The sequence below is a fragment of the Planctomycetaceae bacterium genome, assembly GCA_041398785.1.
Lineage (GTDB): Bacteria > Planctomycetota > Planctomycetia > Planctomycetales > Planctomycetaceae > JAWKUA01.
In genome coordinates, this window is sequence record JAWKUA010000019.1 from 68,529 (window position 1) to 86,655 (window position 18,127).

Annotated in this window: 14 protein-coding genes and 1 pseudogene; 7 read left to right on the forward strand and 8 right to left on the reverse strand. The window is 59.4% G+C overall.

The window, feature by feature from the left end; genetic code table 11:
• Nucleotides 1-274: 274 nt before the first annotated feature.
• From R3C19_20195 to R3C19_20230, 8 genes and pseudogenes are all read right to left on the reverse strand, one after another.
• Entirely contained in the window at nt 275-2,341 is a 2,067-nt protein-coding gene (locus R3C19_20195; GenBank protein ID MEZ6062672.1) for an efflux RND transporter periplasmic adaptor subunit, read from the reverse strand.
• A 410-nt stretch (nt 2,342-2,751) separates the two neighbouring features.
• Nucleotides 2,752-3,606, reverse strand: coding sequence for a DUF1501 domain-containing protein (locus R3C19_20200; protein MEZ6062673.1), 855 nt, complete (start codon nt 3,604-3,606; stop codon nt 2,752-2,754).
• A gap of 62 nt (nt 3,607-3,668) precedes the next feature.
• Nucleotides 3,669-4,145, reverse strand: a pseudogene (locus tag R3C19_20205) (DUF1501 domain-containing protein).
• Between the two features lie 487 nt (nt 4,146-4,632).
• Complete coding sequence (locus R3C19_20210) at nt 4,633-4,806, reverse strand: hypothetical protein (protein MEZ6062674.1); 174 nt, start codon at nt 4,804-4,806, stop codon at nt 4,633-4,635.
• A 227-nt stretch (nt 4,807-5,033) separates the two neighbouring features.
• Nucleotides 5,034-5,384 (reverse strand): DUF1559 domain-containing protein, encoded by a 351-nt coding sequence (locus R3C19_20215; GenBank protein ID MEZ6062675.1) that lies wholly within the window; start codon nt 5,382-5,384, stop codon nt 5,034-5,036.
• Between the two features lie 81 nt (nt 5,385-5,465).
• Complete coding sequence (locus R3C19_20220) at nt 5,466-8,612, reverse strand: PSD1 and planctomycete cytochrome C domain-containing protein (GenBank protein MEZ6062676.1); 3,147 nt, start codon at nt 8,610-8,612, stop codon at nt 5,466-5,468.
• Nucleotides 8,613-8,716: 104 nt separating this feature from the next.
• Nucleotides 8,717-9,679 carry a CHAD domain-containing protein gene (locus R3C19_20225; GenBank protein ID MEZ6062677.1) on the reverse strand — a complete coding sequence of 321 codons (963 nt, stop codon included), beginning with the start codon at nt 9,677-9,679 and terminating at the stop codon, nt 8,717-8,719.
• A gap of 205 nt (nt 9,680-9,884) precedes the next feature.
• Nucleotides 9,885-10,814 (reverse strand): mechanosensitive ion channel, encoded by a 930-nt coding sequence (locus R3C19_20230; protein MEZ6062678.1) that lies wholly within the window; start codon nt 10,812-10,814, stop codon nt 9,885-9,887.
• 196 nt (nt 10,815-11,010) lie between these two features.
• Between R3C19_20230 and R3C19_20235 the strand changes: the two genes are divergently transcribed.
• From R3C19_20235 to rplT, 7 genes are all read left to right on the forward strand, one after another.
• Nucleotides 11,011-12,516: a hypothetical protein gene (locus R3C19_20235; GenBank protein ID MEZ6062679.1), complete on the forward strand. Its 1,506-nt coding sequence runs from the start codon at nt 11,011-11,013 to the stop codon at nt 12,514-12,516.
• Nucleotides 12,517-12,725: 209 nt separating this feature from the next.
• The gene (locus R3C19_20240; protein MEZ6062680.1) at nt 12,726-13,943 is read left to right on the forward strand and encodes an argininosuccinate synthase; all 1,218 of its coding nucleotides are present in this window, start codon (nt 12,726-12,728) and stop codon (nt 13,941-13,943) included.
• A gap of 191 nt (nt 13,944-14,134) precedes the next feature.
• A complete protein-coding gene (locus R3C19_20245; protein ID MEZ6062681.1) occupies nt 14,135-15,364 on the forward strand; it encodes a Glu/Leu/Phe/Val dehydrogenase dimerization domain-containing protein in 1,230 nt (409 codons plus the stop codon).
• Nucleotides 15,365-15,380: 16 nt separating this feature from the next.
• On the forward strand, nt 15,381-15,899 hold the full coding sequence (locus R3C19_20250) for a cyclic nucleotide-binding domain-containing protein (protein MEZ6062682.1): 519 nt from the start codon (nt 15,381-15,383) through the stop codon (nt 15,897-15,899).
• A 17-nt stretch (nt 15,900-15,916) separates the two neighbouring features.
• On the forward strand, nt 15,917-17,200 hold the full coding sequence (locus R3C19_20255; protein MEZ6062683.1) for a glutamate-5-semialdehyde dehydrogenase: 1,284 nt from the start codon (nt 15,917-15,919) through the stop codon (nt 17,198-17,200).
• Between the two features lie 191 nt (nt 17,201-17,391).
• Nucleotides 17,392-17,592 (forward strand): 50S ribosomal protein L35, encoded by a 201-nt coding sequence (rpmI, locus tag R3C19_20260; protein ID MEZ6062684.1) that lies wholly within the window; start codon nt 17,392-17,394, stop codon nt 17,590-17,592.
• 131 nt (nt 17,593-17,723) lie between these two features.
• Nucleotides 17,724-18,083, forward strand: a complete 360-nt coding sequence (rplT, locus tag R3C19_20265; protein MEZ6062685.1) for a 50S ribosomal protein L20 — start codon at nt 17,724-17,726, stop codon at nt 18,081-18,083.
• The last annotated feature ends 44 nt before the right edge of the window (nt 18,084-18,127 follow it).

Consider the following 18,127-nt stretch of genomic DNA (forward strand, 5'->3'; position numbering starts at 1 on the left):
GAATCGTTTCAATCCGGGGCAGGCAAAAGAATTCATTCGCCGGGTGTACACGGCGGCCGCTGGATGAAACTTTAGGTCACAATGACGCCTGTGCGAAAAAACCACATCCGAATTGCGTGCCGTGGCACCGTCATTGTCCGCACAGGCCGATTAATCGTACGGAAGAAGCGCGGGCCGCTGAGTTTTTTCGCTTCCACGGGAACAGCCGGATCGAACGGCGGATGGCTGACGGCGGGTGGAGCACAGGGTGGTCGCGACCGGGCGGACCGATCGCTCACAGCCAGAAATATCGCTGCAGAAATTCCACAACGTCGCCAAACAGGTAGTAGCCAAGGCTGCACTTGCCGCAGTACAGGCGGACGGTGACTTCCGCACCGATGCGCGATTCCGGAAGTTCCTGACCTTCGTCTGCCACCGCGACCAGTTCGAACGCCGTACCGATTTCCGGATCGGTTGTGGAACGCGTGGCGACTTCTGTCAGGTGGCATTTCATGTCGTCATTTTCCGGCTGCGTCGCCAGATAGAATTCTCCGGCAAGCTGTTCCGTGCCGCCGGACTTCTGCAGTTCCTGCATAGCTTTCAGGATATGCCCCATTCGCTTTTCTTCGACAAGCAGTTCCATATGCCATGGCCCGTTGTCGTTCATGATGTCAAACAAGTGGTCTCCCTGGCTGACGGGGCGGTCGCGCAGCAGTTGCTCGATCTGAAAGTTGGGAATGATGCCGCCGGCGTTGGCTCGCAGTGTCAGCTTCTCTTCCCGGCGCCGCAGCAGGGTTGCCAGATGGTCCTCGGCAATCCGCTGGTCCGCTTCGATGGTCTTTTTCTGGATTTCCAGTTGGTGACGTTCCTGCTCGTCATCGTTGGATGCGGCCTCTTCAATCGACAGCGCCGTGACGTGAGCCATCTGGATCTGCTTCTGAACCTCGCCGCGGGCCTGCAGGATCTGTTCTTCCATTTCATCGTTGACCATCACCAGCAGAACGTCGCCCTTCTCGACGCGCTGACCGCCGCGGACTCTGACTTCGCGGATTTCTCCGTTCCAGAGAGCGAACACGGCGTGCTGTTCGACGGGCATCAGTTTGCCTTCGGCGTCGACCGGATACGAAAGACGGACCAGTCCCATAGCGGCGCCGATTCCCGCGATGGCCAGCAGTACCGCAGTGGTGATCGCCAGCTTTCTTCCGTGGAACCATTCCAGGCACCTGCCGATCAGCTTCCACAGCGACAGCCCGAAGATGCGGTGATGTGTGCGAGCATTCCACAGCGCGGCTCCGATGTGATCCGCCAGCAGTTCTGCCCGCTGTTCCATCTGCGGGCCGGGTTCCGTTTCCGCCACCTGTTCGATGACCAGACATCCGGTTGCTCTGGGCCGTTTTGTTTTTCGTTTCCGTTCGTGTTCTTCGCCCTGCTGCCGAACCAGTACTTCGTTTTCGAAAGTCGGCACCAGCATCACCATGCGGGAACCGCTTTCCTGAATAAAATTGGCCAGCGGTTTTTCGATCTGCGGCGCCAGGCCCTCAATTCGGCCCTTGTAAACCAGAGTTTCGCCAGACTCGATAACACGCCGCGACAGCTTGACCATCGACGTAATCAGGTTGGCCCGCGGATTGACGCTCGACTGTCCGCTGACGGCCTTGATGCGCACACTACGGCCCTTGCGGACGGCGACGCTGAAACGGTCGCATCCCAGCAGCGGCCGAGCGTCGCTGGCTGCCGCGTCGGCAACCTCCTGTTCGTCAAGTGACCGCTGGATTCGCAGCGTGAATTGTTCGAAGTCGGTCCAGAAGCGGCTCTTCAGGTCCGCCGATTCCGTCGGGTTGCGACGTTTGCCTTCAATGTAGCGGGACGCGTAGCCGCACATCTGTTCCAGGAACTGCATGTATCCGGAACGCGCCTTCTCCGGAACCGCCGTTCGCTGAAATAGTTCCACGACACCGACGCACGCCTTTTCCCGATGCAGAGCGGACAGTACCAGCACATGTTCGGTGGGAAGCTCCGTGCCCTGCCCGCTGATCAGCGTCTTCGCCTCACCGGTCTGCAGCACATCGATCAGCAGACGTTCGTTGATCTGCAGAGCGCCGGGCTTTTCGCGGAGGCCGGTTTCTTCCAGGTTCACCTGTGCGGCCACGTTCAGGCGGTTGTTTTCGTCCATCAGCCACACAACACCGGCGCGGGCTCCGATGGCCGCCACGACTCGCGTCAGGAATTCCTGAAAGAACAGATTCGGGGGCATGTCTTCGCCCGACATCTGTTCGACTTCCCTGGCGAGCTGCATGACCTTCTCGCGCACGCGACGAAGGTTTTCGTCGGATGGTGCGGGGCCGGCTGTTTTTTCTGACATGGTGACTTCCGGAACTCAGAATCGGCCGGAAGGCAGTTGCTTCCGGATTGCTGGCACGCTGACTGACGACGTTGTCCCGCCGGTCTTGAGGGGCAATATGCTAGACGGCATCCGGCAGCGGATCGAACAGATTCGCTCCGGAACCGCCAATTGTGAATCATGTTGCGCCGATCCGCGCGATCAGACCGGGGGTTTTCCACAGAAATTCAGCGATGTCCGGGCACCAATGCGGCAACTTCCAGTGTTCGCCGGCGACGAATTCCACGCGATTCACGCAGTTTGGCCAAATCCGCGCGTGTTTTCGGGCGGACAGGATCCGCGACATTGGCGAGCCGCCGGATGTCAGTCGGCGGAACACGACCGCGCCGTCTGCGGACTGACGTCACGCAGCTCGCCAAAGCGCGGACAGCTCACGCCAGCAGGTCGTTCAAGACATTCCCATGCACGTCGGTCAGGCGATAATCGCGGCCCTGGAAGCGGAACGTGAGCTGTTTGTGGTCGAAGCCCAGCAGGTGCAGAATCGTGGCGTGCAGGTCGTGGACGTGGACCGGTTTGTCGGCCACGTTGAAGCCCAGATCGTCGGTGCTGCCGTAGGTCAGTCCGCCGCGAACGCCTCCGCCGGCCATCCACATCGTGAACGAATTCGGGTGATGATCGCGTCCGTCGTTGCCTCCCTGAACCATCGGAGTCCTGCCGAATTCGCCGCCCCAAATGACCAGCGTATCGTCCAGCATTCCCTGCTGCTTCAAATCCGAAATCAGAGCCGCGCAGGCCTGATCGGTGTCCTTGCAGTTCTTTCTCAGGTCGGTGACCAGGCCGCCGTGCTGGTCCCAGGATTCGTGGAACAACTGCACGAACCGAACGCCTCGCTGAACCAGCCGGCGAGCCAGCAGGCAGTTGTTGGCGAACGACGGCTTGCCCGGTTCGACGCCGTACATGTCCAGAATGTGCTGAGGCTCGTCCTTCACCGCCATGACTTCCGGAGCACTCGCCTGCATCCGAAACGCCATTTCGTACGAATTGATCCGCGTTGCGATTTCCGGATCGCCGACGACATCCATGCGGCTGCGGTTCAGTTCGTTGACTGCGTCCAGCGTCGCTCGCTGCAGACTTCGATCCATGCCGGACGGGTTGGAAAGATACAGCACCGGGTCGCCGCTGGTGCGGAACTCGACGCCGGAATGCATGGTCGGCAGGAACCCACTGCTCCAGTTGCCGGAGCCGGCACTGGACTTCTTGCCGCTGTTGAACGTGTACGACGGCAGGTGCGAGACTCACTGCCCAGCCCGTACGTCACCCACGCTCCCATGCTGGGCCGACCGAACTGCTGCGTTCCGGTGCTCATCAGAAGCTGGCCCGGAGCATGATTGAACGCATCGGTGGTCATCGATCTCACAATACACAGATCGTCCGCGACGCCCGCCATGTGAGGCAGCAGTTCCGACAACTCGGCCTGCGATTCGCCATGTTTCGCGAACTCGAACTTCGGCCCCAGCAACCGGGAACTCGGATTGATAAACGCCGCCCGATAGCCTTCCAGCAGATCCCTGGGCGGAAGCGTGCCGTCGAGCCTGGCGAGTTCCGGCTTGTTATCCGACACTCTCGAACTGACTGGAAGTACGCCGCCCATGAACAGCAGGATGACGTTCTTTGCCTTCGCCGGATAATGCGGCTGCTTCGGAGCCAGCGGGTTCGCCGACGAATCAGCCCGTTCCGCTGCTCGGCAAAGATCGGCCAGAGCAATCGATCCCAGACCGATGCCACACTGCTGAAGAAACCAGCGTCGTGCGAGTGGAGTGTTCATGGTTGGTTGTCCCGTGTTGGCGTGGTCGAAGTCTCTGGGTTTCAGCCGCGGAGCGGCAGCAGCATAGCCGTGGGCGTCAGCCCACGGAAATCGGCCAATTGATTCCCAAGCCCCGGAGGGGCGAAACAGCGGCTTAGAATCACCTGTTATTAGCCCTTCGGCAGATGAAAGTACACCCTCCCGTTTCAACGGGAGGGGTCAGCTCGCCGTGCAGGCGATCAAACAGGAAGAGAGCGATCCGAGCACCGGAGTTCCATCCGTCACCCTCCCCGCAATCGAACGCCTGAACGGCTTTCGATCGGCGACCCTCCGTTGAAACGGGAGGGTGAAGCAGTGTCGCTCTGCATTGGAAAATTCTCATCCGCTGATCGCCTTAATGTCGCCCCTCCGGGGCTTTCCATTGTTTGTTGACTCCAACCGTGAGCCGCGGCTACCCGATATCGCCGCTCCGCGGCTGAATCGCAGCCTGTTGGCAGGTATTGTGCTTTCAATCCTGTTTTCTGGCATCCCAGTCGTCGTCGCCAATCGATTCGCCGCCGGATCTTGTCATCAGAGCTTTGAGTGTTTCGCGTGGCAAGTCTGTACGAATCTGGCCAATGTGACCATCGGCGAACAGTGCGTTGACGTGCCCGTAATGGTTGCCGGAAATTCCGTTTGCCATCAATGATTCGAAGGAAACATCTTGCGGTGCGGCCCACGAATCGGACGTATCCGGGCATTCGATGACAAGGATCGTTGAACTCGGATTGTCGGTGATTTCATCCTCGGTCAGCGGCCTCTCGCCTGGCCAGGCAGTGTCTGAACCGGTGACGGCACGATAATTGGTTGTGAGCAACGATTCACTGTCGCCGCTCGGGCAGACATACAGAGAATATGGACTGGAAGTCCTCACCGGCCGGTTTCGTTCGTCGTTCCAGGGTACCGAAAGTCGTACTGATCGTAGAGTGGCTGGTTGTCGATGAATGGCAGAATCAGGACTCGCCAACTGTGAGCTGGCCGTCCGTCGTCTCCAGCAATATAAGCAGGCGGATAAGAACCGTGGATGTCATGGTAGTTCAACAGTGCGAGTCCGATTTGTTTGAGATTCGCCAGGCTGTGAGTCGCAGCGACCTGTTCGCGAGCCTGTGGCACAAAAGCTGCGATGGTCAGGCATGCTCCGAAGCACATCCAGATCACGATCACCATCCGGCGTCTGTGCATCTTGAGGTCCACGGGATCGACTTGCTCGTCTGTGGTCATTTGAGTTGAGGTAGAAAGTTTGGCAGCTCCGGCAACGCTTTGATGACTTACGAATCGCAGGCGCTTGCCTGTACTTCACGATCACTGCCGTGTAATTGTTTCATCCAGATTCAGGATCGCTCGGCAGACGATCATCCATGCGGCGAGGTCGTTCGCGCTGGCTGATTCGGCGCCGATAAGGTCCGAGGCATTCAGTTCGCCGGAATCCAAACGCTGCCGCTGACTCGACAACAGCTTCTTCAAAATCGTCAGTTCTTTGTCGGTCGCCGGCCGGCTGGTGCAGAGTTTGTGGGCGTATTGCAGACGGTCCTCTTCGGTGCCACGAACTTCCTTCAGAACGCGAGACGCCATTGCTTTTGCACATTCGACGAACTGGGGTTCGTTCAGGACGACCAGAGCCTGCAGCGGTGTGTTGCTGCGAGTGCGGCGGACGCAGGCGGCGTCGCCTTTCGGCGCGTCGAAGACCTGCAGCGGCGGATACGGGACAGAACGGTACGAATGCACGTACAGACTGCGGCGATACGCGTCATCGCCGGTGGACGTCCACCAGTTCTTCGGGCCGTAGCTCGCCGGCGGCTGGAAAAGAAATTCCGGAGCGTCCGGGTAGATGCTCGGGCCGCCGATGCGATCGTTCAACAGACCGCTGGCGGACAACGCGATGTCGCGGACGATCTCCGCGTTGACTCGAAACCGGGCACCACGAGCCAGCCAGCGGTTGAACGGATCGGCGGACAAGAGGTGTTCGTTGACGTTCGAAGATTGCCGGTAAACGGCCGAATTCACAATCAGCCGGTGAATGTGTTTCAGGCTCCAGCCGTTGTCCATCAGTTCGACGGCCAGCCAGTCCAGCAGTTCCGGATGCGACGGCGGTTCCGACTGCGAACCGAGATCTTCCGGAGTGGTTACCAGGCCCTGGCCGAAGTACGACTGCCAGATGCGATTCACGATCGCTCGCGCGGTCGTGGGTCGATCGCGGTCCGCGAGCCAGCGAGCGAAGTCCAGCCGATCCGGCGCGGGAGAATTCTGCATTTCGCCCAAAAACACGGGAACCCCGGGGCCGACGGCTTCGGCAGGTTTCAGAAAGTCGCCGCGAGTCAGCACGTAGGACTTCCGCGGCTTGTCCATCGCGGATGCAACCAATTGAGAATCGCCGCCCGGATGCTGCTTCCAGAGTTCCTCGATCGTCGCGTTGTATTCGGCGAATTCCGGCACGGTGGCTCGCCACGCGCTGAAGATCGCGGCCTGCTGTTCGGAGCTTTGGGAGGGCGAAGCTCCTGCTGAGCCGCCTGAGCCGAGCGACTCCCTTGGTTCCAGCGGCTCGGCGGGAATCTCGCCCTCCCTGGCGGCAAACGCGTCGATCGCGCGAATCGAAAACAGCGGATCGGCTGTCGGGTTCGGCGATGTGGTGACGGAGAAGCGGTATCGGCCGAGCAGATTGTTTTGGTTGTCGTCGGAGTTCCAGCCGCCGTGGTTCATGCCCAGCGTGAACGAAATAACGGCGTCTCCGTCGATGTCGATCGGATGTTCCGGGACGAACACAGCGTTCCGGTTGACGTTGCGTCGACCGGGTCCGTTGTCGGTGGTCCACGCGGTCTTGTTGTCGCTGTCGATCGCAAATTCGATCGGGCCGGTGATGCGGTCGTCCTTAGAAGCATCCTTTTGCAGATACGGAGCCGTCAGGTCGGCCTTTTCCGGGTTGACGTCGGCGGTTGCCGACACCCATTTCAATGTTTGCTTCTGATCCGGCTGATCGGCGGGAGCGACACTGACGGAAAATTCCGTAAGGGCACCTGTGCCGTGGATCGATCGGCCCGGTCCGTTGTGCGGAAGCTGGCCGTGAGTCAGCAGTTCCAGCCGAATTCCGGTAACGCCTTTCAGCTTCGCCACCGCGCCGAAGGTTGGGGACGTATACGTCGGAGCATAGCTTTCGCCGACGAATGACCCATCGCCCAATGGTCGGAACTTCTGGCCGTCGAACGGGATGTCGGTCGGTGTGATGACGGTCCATTCGGGCTGGCTGTCCTGAATGGATTTTTCCCAGGCCGACATTCGTTCGCGCCAGTCCGGGGTCTTCTGTTTGATTTCCTCTTCGATGGCTGCGATCGCGTTCAGCACGTTCTGGCGCTGCTGTCGGGCTTCGGGCGTATAGACGGTCAGCGTGGCTTCGTTGAAGTCGTTCAGCGCGGCGAACATCTGGTAGTACTCACGCTGCGTCAGCGGATCGTACTTGTGCGAATGGCACTGACCGCACTGCGTCGTGATGCCCAGAATCGCTTTTCCGATGGCGTCGATGCGGTCAAACATGCCTTCGACACGAAACTGTTCCGGGTCCGCTCCGCCTTCTTCGTTGACCATCGAATTGCGCAGGAAACCGGTGGCCACGTGATCGGCCTGAGTCGCATTCGGCAGCAGGTCTCCGGCGATCTGCCGGATGATGAACTGATCGTACGGCGTGTCCTCGTTCATCGCGCTGATGACCCAGTCGCGGTAGAACCAGACGTCTCGCTGTTTGTCCTTTTCGTAGCCGTCGGAGTCCGCGTAGCGAGCGGCGTCCAGCCACCAGCGAGCCCAGCGTTCGCCGAAGTGTGGCGATTTCAGCAGCCGCTCGACGAGTTGGTCGTACGCGTCGGTGCGACTGTCGTTCACGAATTTTTCGACTTCTTCCGGCGACGGCGGCAGGCCCAGCAGATCGAGAGACAGCCGGCGAATCAGCGTTCGCCGGTCAGCCGCCGGGCTCTGTTTCAATTGCTGGTCATTCAGTTTCGCCAGCACGAATGCGTCGATTGGATTTCGGACCCAGCCGGCATCTTGAGCAGCAGGCAGATTCGGCCGAGCTGGTGAAACGAAGGCCCAGTGAGCGGAGTAGTCGGCGCCTTGTTCGATCCAGCGTCGCAGCAGATCGGCTTCTTTTGCGGTGATCTCTTTGTCGCTCGAAGGCGGAGGCATCTGCAGGTCGGGATCCTTCGACATGACGCGATCAAGAAGCGTGCTTTCATCGGGTTTCCCCGGAGCAATCACCTGCATCGTATCGACGGCGCTGGCTCGCTGGTCGAGCCGCAGATCAGCCTTGCGATCTTCCTCAGCGGGTCCGTGGCAGACGAAACACTTGTCGGAAAGTATCGGCCGGATATCGCGGTTGAAGTCAATGGAGTCGTTCGCGAACAGCGCGGCAGGCGAACAACAGAGCGATACAACAACCGCAGCGAAACGCAGAAGAATTCGCGGCACCGTGGCAGCCTTCATGTTCTGGAACAGTCGTGGCGGTGACGACGTTTTCGCCGTGAAACATTCGCCGTCGAAGGCTGTTCATTATTCCGTGTTGCAGGTCCACGTCAACGATCGACATCGGGCTTCAGAAGTGCGCTGTCGTCGGTCCGAGCCATTTCCGGCGAAGGTTCCTGCTGCCATGCGTTCCAGTAGACGCGAAATCGTTTTGACATCTGTTTTGGCTTCTCGCCGAACAGACGCCGTCCGACGCTGAACGCATTCCGGCACAGTTCCGTGTGCCGTTGCTGAATGAGTTTCCGCAGCGGCTTCCGATCGGCGGCTTCACATAGGTGTTTCGAATTCTGCCGCAGGATTTGCCGCAGAAGCGACAGGTCATGGAGTCGACCGAGATCCTCCGCGAGCTTGCCGGCAATCAGGCAGCGATGTTCCATTTCCTCCGGCCAGATCGGAGTCAGAATGCGGGAATGATACCAGTGGTCTTTGACGCATTTTCTCCATTCGTGCAGGTTGTCTTCCGACGCGTCAGAACGGGCGGACTTCATCGTGACGCGGCACCGCTGGTAAGTGAATCGCAGGCCCGTGGAAATCGTCTTCCAGCCTCGATCCGGAATCTTCCATGACGTGACGCGCCGGCGACCGGCCTGCATGCGCCGGCGAAATTCCCGCAGCGGTTGTTCCGCATCAAACGGCGTTCGGCAAGCATGATGGTTCAGTTCGATGAATCGTTCCCGAATCCTGACCAACAGTTCTTCGCCAGCTTGACCGCGATGATGTTCGGCCAGTTCCGCCAGGCATTCGAGCGATGAATCGGCATTGCGAATCTCCGACAACAGACGTGCGGTGTCCCGGTACCAGAGATTCTCACGGCGATAGGTGCCTTGAAACGCCGGCCGTACCAGACGGATCAGCCCGCGGATCATCTTGCAATGCTTGCGAACCTGATGCACCGTCTCGACGCGGTCGTCGCCCTCGCAGTCTATTGCTTTGATGGCGCGGTCGATCTGATCCTTCGCGATCCGGCGAACGGCATGAGGCACAGTTTCGTGTCTGCGGATGCGGAAGGACATGGGAAGGGACCGACGTTGTCTTGATGTGTTTGAATCGAGGTTCCTGTCGCCGGCGCGGGAATTCGTTCCGCGTCGTCAGCCATGAGCCAGCGGTGCGGCGCATGCACGCGGCATCGGCGACGATCCGGGGTGCTGGCTTCGTTCGACAGCACCATTCTATCGCCGTCGCGGTTCGCGCGGACAGGGCGCCGAAAAGTGCAGGCGGTCAGGCGGCGTCCGAATTGTGCAGAAAGACGTCGCGTGACGGGAACGGGATCGTGAATCCTCGTTCGTCAAAGCCCAGCTTGATGCGTTCCGTCAGGTCGAATTTCGTGGCCCAGAAATCCGCGCTGGCCACCCACGGACGCACGACGAAATTGACGCTGCTGTCGCCGAGTTCCGACACAGCTACCACCGGTTTTGGGTCCTGCAGGACTCGCGAATCTGACGTGATTGTTTCCAGCAGAAACTGTTTCACGGCCGGCAGGTCGTCGTTGTAACCGCAGCCGATCACCAGATCGATGCGGCGTCGTTTTTCGGCCGAGAAATTCTGAATCGTGTTGCCCGTGATATTGCCGTTCGGAATGATGACTCGAACATTGTTGGGAGTCAGCAGGACGGTGTGAAAGATGTGAATTTCCGTCACCGTCCCGCCGGCACCGGAGACCTCAACATAGTCACCGACCTTGAACGGCTTGAACATCACCAGCATCGCTCCGGCCGCAAGGTTGCCAAGCGATCCCTGCATCGCCATCCCGACGGCGAATCCGGCGGCTGCCAGTACTGCGCTCAGCGACGTCGTGTTGACGCCCAGTTGCCCGAGTGCCGCGATGCAGACCGCCGTCAGCAGCAGCATGTAAATCAGATTGCTCAGAAAACTCAGCAGCGTTGCATCCGTCCCGGCGCGCCGGGCTGCCCGCACGGCGACGCTAGTGACGAATCTGGCGACCCATCGGCCAATCAGCAAAATGGCCAGCGCCGCGACGATCTTCGGTCCCCACGTCTGCGCGAAACCCAGCACCGCTTCCGGCGTAACGCGGTCCTTCACGTCGGCCCAAAGCGAATCCAGAAAACCATCGGTCACCGCGTCACCCGATTCGCCCTGAGCCTGCGGAACAGCCTGGAACGCGAACGCCACAACGTCAGAAACCGTCACTTCCGAAACCTCCTTGTCCGGGACTTTTTGCCGAATCTACGGCATTCAGAATTTTGCGTAAACAGGAATGCGGGTTCGCTGCGCAAACGATCACGTATCGACGGAAATCCGCGGGTTTCGTACAGTTCCGCTGCAATTCAGGGACCCGCGGACGCGATTACGCTGGTCCGCGACGCATCGGAAAGGATTCGAAATCGTGGTTGTACGAAACACAGTTTTTCTCCGTTTGTGCGTTCTGCTGCCGGTCATTGCTGCCGCAGTGTTGCTTCCTTTGTCAACGGTGAACGGGCAGGAAACGTCCCGCGTCGCCGCCGCCGGCGAACTGACCGACAGAGCGGACACCGCGGACGATGCGAAAGCGAACGCTGCGAAAGACGGAGCCACCGTGAGTCCGTTCGCGGTGGTCGTTGATCCGGAACGCATCACCGCTTTCGACTACACGATGTCCATCTCCGGCCAGTTGCTGACTCCAACGGAATCCGGACTGCAGAAGTGGAAGCTGGAATCATCGGGTGACTTCGGTTTCCTGCAGCGGCAGCGAAATACGGAACTCAGCGGCCCACTGTCCCTGGACGCCGTCCGTCGATTCAGCGACGCGGAAGTCGTCATGAACGTTGGTGACGAGCACCGCACGGTGACTCAGCTTCCGGCGTCGCTGCAGACGATTCGCTGTACGGGTGCCGACACGGGGATCGTGTACACGTCGGCTTCGTCGACGCGAGGCCGGAACATGCCGCTGACTCGAAAGCACCTGGACCTGCTGCAGATGCCGGGAGATCCGCTGGTCTGCAGCGGTTTGATGCCGACCGGCGACGTGAAGGAAGGTGAAAAATGGAACACCGGTTCGTGGGTGATGCCGCTGCTGACCGGACTCGAAGCGGTCATCGAACAAAGCGTGACCTGCGAAATGGAATCGCTCAAAGACGATACAGCGAGCGTCACGTTTGAGGGCTCTGCCAGCGGTGCCGTTGTGGGTTCTGCGTCGAAGATCAATGTGAGCGGCAAGCTGACGTTCGATCGCAGGACGGGACTGATCACGTCGTACGCGGCGACTCACGTGGAAGAACGGTCGGCCGGGCCGATCAGTCCGGGGCTGCAGGTGACCGTCGACGTCAACTGGACTCAACGTGTCGCGGAATCACCAGCGGACGAGCCGTCTGCGGACGAAACTCCGGCCGACACGGAACTGGCCGCGGACTTCGGTGATTCTGAACCAACGCCCGCGGAACTGTCGCTGCAGATCCAGACACCGTGGAAGCTGCAGTTCCAGCATTCGCGGGAATGGCACGTTTTCAATCAAACCTCCACGCTGCTTCTGCTGCGTCAGATTCGAAATGGCAATCTGATTGCTCAGTGCAATTTGTCACCGGGAGTCAGCGTCGCTCCGGGGCAGGCGGCCGATGATCGGCAGTTCGCGACGGACGTTTCGCAGGCCCTGTCGTCGCGTGACGGTCAGATTGTGGACCAGTCCACGGTTCGCGATGATGCCGCCTGGCGAATCCGGCAGGTGCGCGCGATCGGGAAAGCCAGCGATCAGACGATCAATTACGACTATTACCTGTGCTCCGCGAAAACGGGCGAACAGTTTTCGTTCGTGTTTTCGTATTCGGACGCGGACGCCGAAGCGTTTGGCGATGAAGGCAGCCGAATCCTGGAGACTCTGGCGCTGCTGCGCCGCCGACCGGCGCTGCCGTTTCGATGAACGGAACGAAGATGGCGCGATTGCAGCTTCGTGGCGAGCCTCGGCATGTCTGGAAGTCTGCTCGTGCGGGAAAGCGGTCGCATCTTGAGGAATCGGCGTCGCCGACGGTGGCAGCCTGGTGTCGCATGAGTACGATTCCCGCCTGAACCCGGAACCGCCGATGCGTAAATGCGGTCTCGGAAACTGCCTTCAAACCGGAGTGACGCAACGTGGGGGAATCAGTTGTACTGGCATACAGCGGCGGGCTGGACACATCGGTCCTGGTCGGCTGGCTGCAGGACGAAGGCTATGACGTGCATTGTCTGTACGTTGATCTCGGCCAGCCGTGCGAAGATCGTCCGGCGATCCTGAAAAAGGCGCTGGACATCGGAGCGAAGTCGTCGGAACTCGTCGATGCGCGGGAAGAAATGTGCCGCGATATCGCGTTTCCCGTGCTGCAGTGGCAGGCTCGGTACGAAGGCATCTATCTTCTGGGAACCTCCATCGCGCGCCCGCTGATCGCGAAGGTTTGTCTGCAAAGAGCTCGTGAAGTGGGAGCCGTCGCGTTTGCTCACGGCGCTACCGGCAAGGGAAATGACCAGTGCCGGTTTCAGTTGGCGGCGGAGGCTCTTGACCCCAAAGTGAAAATCATCGCTCCGTGGCGGATTGAGCGATTTCGCGAACAGTTTCCTGGTCGCGCCGAAATGCTGGACTATTGCGAGCAGAAGAAGATTCCCGTCAAGGCAACCGCGCGAAAGCCCTATTCCAGCGACGAAAACTGCCTGCACATCAGCTACGAGGCCGGTGACCTGGAAGACCCAACCGTCGACGGCGAAACCGTGATCGATTTCGGAATGACTGTCTCCGCGAAGGAAGCGCCGGATTCCGAGGAGGTCGTGAAAATCGGCTTCGAAGCTGGTGTTCCAATCAGCGTCAACGGCCGGAAGCTCTCGCCGGCGGCCATCGTCGCGGAACTGAACACGATCGGCGGACGCAACGGCTGCGGTCGGATCGACATTGTCGAAAACCGTTTCGTCGGAATGAAGAGCCGCGGTGTCTATGAAGCACCGGGAATGACGCTGCTGTATGCCGCTCATCAGGCGATGGAACAACTGACGCTGGACCGCGACCTGACTCACCTGCGCGATCAGCTCAGCCCGGTCGTCGCGGAAATGGTGTATTACGGATTCTGGTACTGTGCAAAGATGGACGCCCTGCTGGCCTTCATCCGCGAAGCCGAAAAGCCGGTCACCGGCGAAGTCACGCTGACGCTGTACAAGGGCAATATTCGTGTCAGCAGCCGCACGTCGCCGAACAGCCTGTACAACGCGGAAATCGCCAGCATGGAAAAAGGCGGCAGCTACAATCAGACGGACGCCGAAGGTTTTCTGCGGATCATGGGCCTGCCGGGGCGGGTTCAGGGATCGGTCAGGCCAAGGGAGTATTGATCACGGAATGTCGCCGGAGGATACGCGCCCGTATCCTGCCGCGGTTAAAAAAGCTGTTTGTTGCGACATCTTGATCGTGAGCAGCGTGATCCACTGCGTTCGTCGGAGTTGATTGCACCCTGGAACATGCCCGTCCGGTACGCTCACCGCGTCGAGGGGCTGCCGGTCAAACGCATATCGAGACTTCTTTCATGACCCCCTTCGAATCCGCCTGCCACTACTTCGAAACGGCGGCAGCCATCATGGATCTTTCGCCCAACATGCGAAAGCTGCTGCGGACTCCCGAGCGGGAAGTGAAGGTCCAGGTCGCCATGAAGCTGGACAACGGTGAGATCGCTACCTTTGTCGGCTATCGAATCCAGCACAACAGTGCTCGCGGGCCGATGAAGGGAGGCCTGCGGTATCACCACGAAGTCGACGCCGACGAAGTGCTGGCTCTGGCTTCGCTGATGACATGGAAAACAGCCGTCGCCGCGCTGCCGTTTGGCGGTGCCAAGGGCGGTATCGCCGTCAATCCGAAGGATCTGAGCCCGCATGAGCTTGAACAGATTACCCGCCGATTCACCGACGAGATTCAGGACATCATTGGTCCGGACAAGGACATTCCCGCTCCCGACATGGGCACCAATGCTCAGGTAATGGCGTGGATTGTGAATCAGTACGAAAAGTTTCACGGCTTCAATCCGGCGTGTGTCACCGGCAAGCCTCTGGAACTTCACGGCGCTGATGGTCGGGAAGAAGCCACCGGTCGAGGCGTGGGCCTGCTGACGGAAGCCCTGCTTTCAAAAGCCGGACGGTCACTGCAAGACGTGACCGTGGCGATTCAGGGATTCGGCAACGTCGGATCTTTCGCCGCGTCGTACATTCACGAACACGGCGGAAAGGTGGTTGCAATTTCGGATGTCAGCGGAGCCAGGTTCGATGCGAACGGAATCGATATTCCGGCGGCGCTGGCTCATGTGAGAGAACACCGTTCACTGGAAACGTTCGATGCGGAGTCCCGAATTTCAAACGCCGAATTGCTGACACTGGATGCGGACGTGCTGATTCCCGCGGCTCTGGGAGGAGTCCTGACGGCTGAGAATGCTCACGATGTTCGCGCGAAGTTCATCATCGAAGCCGCCAATGGCCCTGTGACTCCCGAAGCCGATGAAATCCTGAAGGATCGGGACATTGTGATCCTGCCCGATATTCTGGCGAACGCAGGCGGCGTCACGGTCAGCTATTTCGAATGGGTACAGAATCAGCAATACTTCAAATGGGATCTGGAACGCACGCGACAGGAACTTCACAAGACACTGACCGGCAGTTTCGACAAGATGTGGCAGATCGCTCTCGATAAACATATTCCGCTGCGAACCGCCGCCTATCTGATGGGAATCGGCCGAGTCGGGCGGGCGACGGTTCTGGCCGGGATCTGAGGCGCAAACGATGGGCATGACGATTGAAAAACTTTCGCCGTTTCACATCTTCTCCGGTCTGGAACGAGACGATGCTCAGGCCATCTGCAGCGCATTCAAGACGGATACCTACGATCCCGGTGAAGACGTTCTGCACGAAGGAGCATCCATTCCGGCGCTGTGGATCATCCTGTCCGGCGAGTGTGAAGTCTTTCGATCGTGTCCGAAAAACGGCACGTATCGACTTGCGGAACTGAAGGCCGGCGACGTCTTCGGAGAAATGTCGTTCTTCCATCCCGCTCCGCATTCCGCCACCGTTCGGGCAGTCACACCGCTGACGGTTGGCTGCTACGGCAGAAGCGATTTTCTGAAACTGGCCGAACAGAGTCCACAGGCCGCGTTTCGTGTTTCTTCAAACGTCGCCGCGGTGCTGTCGGAACGACTGCGAAGCATGGACAACTGGATTTGCGAACTGATGAGCCATCCGGATGCCGGTCACCGCCGGGACGAATGGCAGACGTTTCGGTCTGCGGTTTACTCGAATTGGGACTTCTAACAGCCGATGTTTCTGAAATGACGACTCAGTCGATGGCGAAGGCAACCGATCTCAACACGTATGCTCGCGATGTCGCCGAGCGGTCGCGCGCGGCGGCGCGGGAACTTGCCGTCGTGACCGGTGAACAAAAGCTGCGATGGCTGAAACGATGTGCCGAGCAACTCGTCACGCGGTCCGGCGACATCCTTGCAGCAAACGCGCAGGACCTGGTGGCCGGCGAACAGAAGGGGCTCAGTTCCGCGATGATCGACCGGCTGCGGCTGACCGATGACCGGTTGAAAAGTCTCGCTCAGGCGGTGCTGGGAATCGGAAGCCTGCCTGATCCGGTCGGTGAAGTCATCGAAAGCAGCAAGCGTCCCAATGGTCTGCTGATTACCAAAGTACGAGTTCCGCTGGGAGTCGTGTTCTTCATCTACGAATCCCGTCCGAATGTCACCGTCGATGCCGCTGCGCTGTGCGTCAAAAGCGGCAATGCCGTGATTCTGCGAGGCGGCAGCGAGGCACATCACAGCAATCGAGCGCTGTTTCAGATTCTGCACGACTCGCTGACTGCGGAAGGAATGCCGGCCGACGCCGTCCAGCTCGTGGAAACCACCGATCGCGCGGCTGTGGGTTCCTTTCTGAAACTCGGAAGTCTGATCGACGTCACGATTCCCCGCGGCGGGCGGTCACTCATCGAACGTGTCGCCCGTGAAGCGACCATGCCCGTGATCAAGCACTTCGACGGGATCTGTCATGTCTTTATTGATGCTTCCGCCGATCCGGAAATGGCCGTGAACATTACCGTCAACAGCAAGTGTCAGCGGCCCGGTGTCTGCAATGCTGCCGAAACGCTGCTGATTCACCGGGACGCGGCACCAGCGATCTGGCCGAAACTTGCCAGCGAACTGAAGCAGCACGGCGTGGAATTGCGCTGTTGCTCCGAAAGTGCCGCGATGGTGGACGGCTGCCGGGCGGCGACCGAAGATGACTACGGCACCGAATTCCTGGACCTGATTCTTGCTGTAAAGATCGTGAATTCCGTTGCTGAGGCGGTCGAGCACATTCGAAAGTTCGGTTCCGGGCACACCGACGCCATTGTGACAAATGACCTGCGGTCCGCGGAGTCCTTCCAAAGCCGCGTCGATTCGTCAGCGGTGGTGATCAATGCCAGCACACGGTTTAATGACGGCGGCGAGTTCGGGCTGGGGGCGGAAATCGGAATCAGTACCGATCGATTTCATGCCCGCGGACCCTGCGGATTGCGGGAAATCACGAGCTACAAGTACGTCGTCCACGGTTCCGGACAGGTTCGGTCATGATTCGCGGCCGCGAGTGCTGCAAATTTTGTCGATCGGTGACGACCCACTGGACTTCTGAATTCGCAAACCACTATACTCCGCCGCTTGATTTTTCAGAGAATGCACAGTTGTGCAGGTGCTGACAGCGTCAGCGCTGGCAGGCAACGTAGTTTCCGTCGCAGCGGGATCAGGTCCCGGATCGAGTGCAAAGAATGCCAAAGCAGAAAACACACAAGGGAATGAAGCGCCGCTTCAAGATCACGGCGTCCGGCAAGGCTAAACACCGCAGTGCGTTTCGAGGTCACCTGCTGAGTGGAAAAAGCGCCAAGCGGAAGCGTCATCTGCGGAATCACGGGATCGTCGACGGACAGGACGCGAAGAATATCATCGAAGCCCTGCGTCCCAGCCTGTAGGCCAACTAAATTCCGCGTGAATTTGCCGCGTGTGTTCCCTTTGCCGGTCGTTCTGTGGGCTGACTGGCGGCGACCGTTGAAATGGGGCCACACGTCGTTTGTCAGTGAAGTCATTGTGAGAGATTGAAGTCATGCGTGTCACCACGGGAAAAGCCCGGCGTCGTTCCAAGAAGCGGCTGTTTAAGGAAGCCCGCGGCAATGTGGGCGGCCGTAGCAAATTGCTGCGGACGGTTAAGGAAACAATCCTGCGGTCTCGCGCCTTCGCGTATCGGGATCGCCGGGTGCGCAAACGCGACTTCAGACGCCTGTGGATTACCAGACTTTCCGCGGCATGCGCCGAGCGGGGGATTTCCTATTCGCGGTTCATCCACGCTCTTGAAGCGGCAAACATCCGTCTGAACCGGAAATCTCTCAGTGAACTGGCGATCTCTGACCCGAAGGTGTTTGACGAAATCGTCAACGCCGTAAAGTCGGCGAAGGCCGCCGCCTGACGTTTCATGGCAACCAGATTCAATTCGGGCGAGCGCCTTTGCTT

Coding starts and splice junctions, on each gene's coding strand:
- rpmI (MEZ6062684.1), top strand. CDS start 17,392: ATGCCAAAGCAGAAAACACACAAGGGAATGAAGCGCCGCTTCAAGATC.
- R3C19_20215 (MEZ6062675.1), bottom strand. CDS start 5,384: ATGACCACAGACGAGCAAGTCGATCCCGTGGACCTCAAGATGCACAGA.
- rplT (MEZ6062685.1), top strand. CDS start 17,724: ATGCGTGTCACCACGGGAAAAGCCCGGCGTCGTTCCAAGAAGCGGCTG.
- R3C19_20245 (MEZ6062681.1), top strand. CDS start 14,135: ATGACCCCCTTCGAATCCGCCTGCCACTACTTCGAAACGGCGGCAGCC.
- R3C19_20225 (MEZ6062677.1), bottom strand. CDS start 9,679: ATGTCCTTCCGCATCCGCAGACACGAAACTGTGCCTCATGCCGTTCGC.
- R3C19_20210 (MEZ6062674.1), bottom strand. CDS start 4,806: ATGGCAAACGGAATTTCCGGCAACCATTACGGGCACGTCAACGCACTG.
- R3C19_20255 (MEZ6062683.1), top strand. CDS start 15,917: ATGACGACTCAGTCGATGGCGAAGGCAACCGATCTCAACACGTATGCT.
- R3C19_20250 (MEZ6062682.1), top strand. CDS start 15,381: ATGACGATTGAAAAACTTTCGCCGTTTCACATCTTCTCCGGTCTGGAA.
- R3C19_20195 (MEZ6062672.1), bottom strand. CDS start 2,341: ATGTCAGAAAAAACAGCCGGCCCCGCACCATCCGACGAAAACCTTCGT.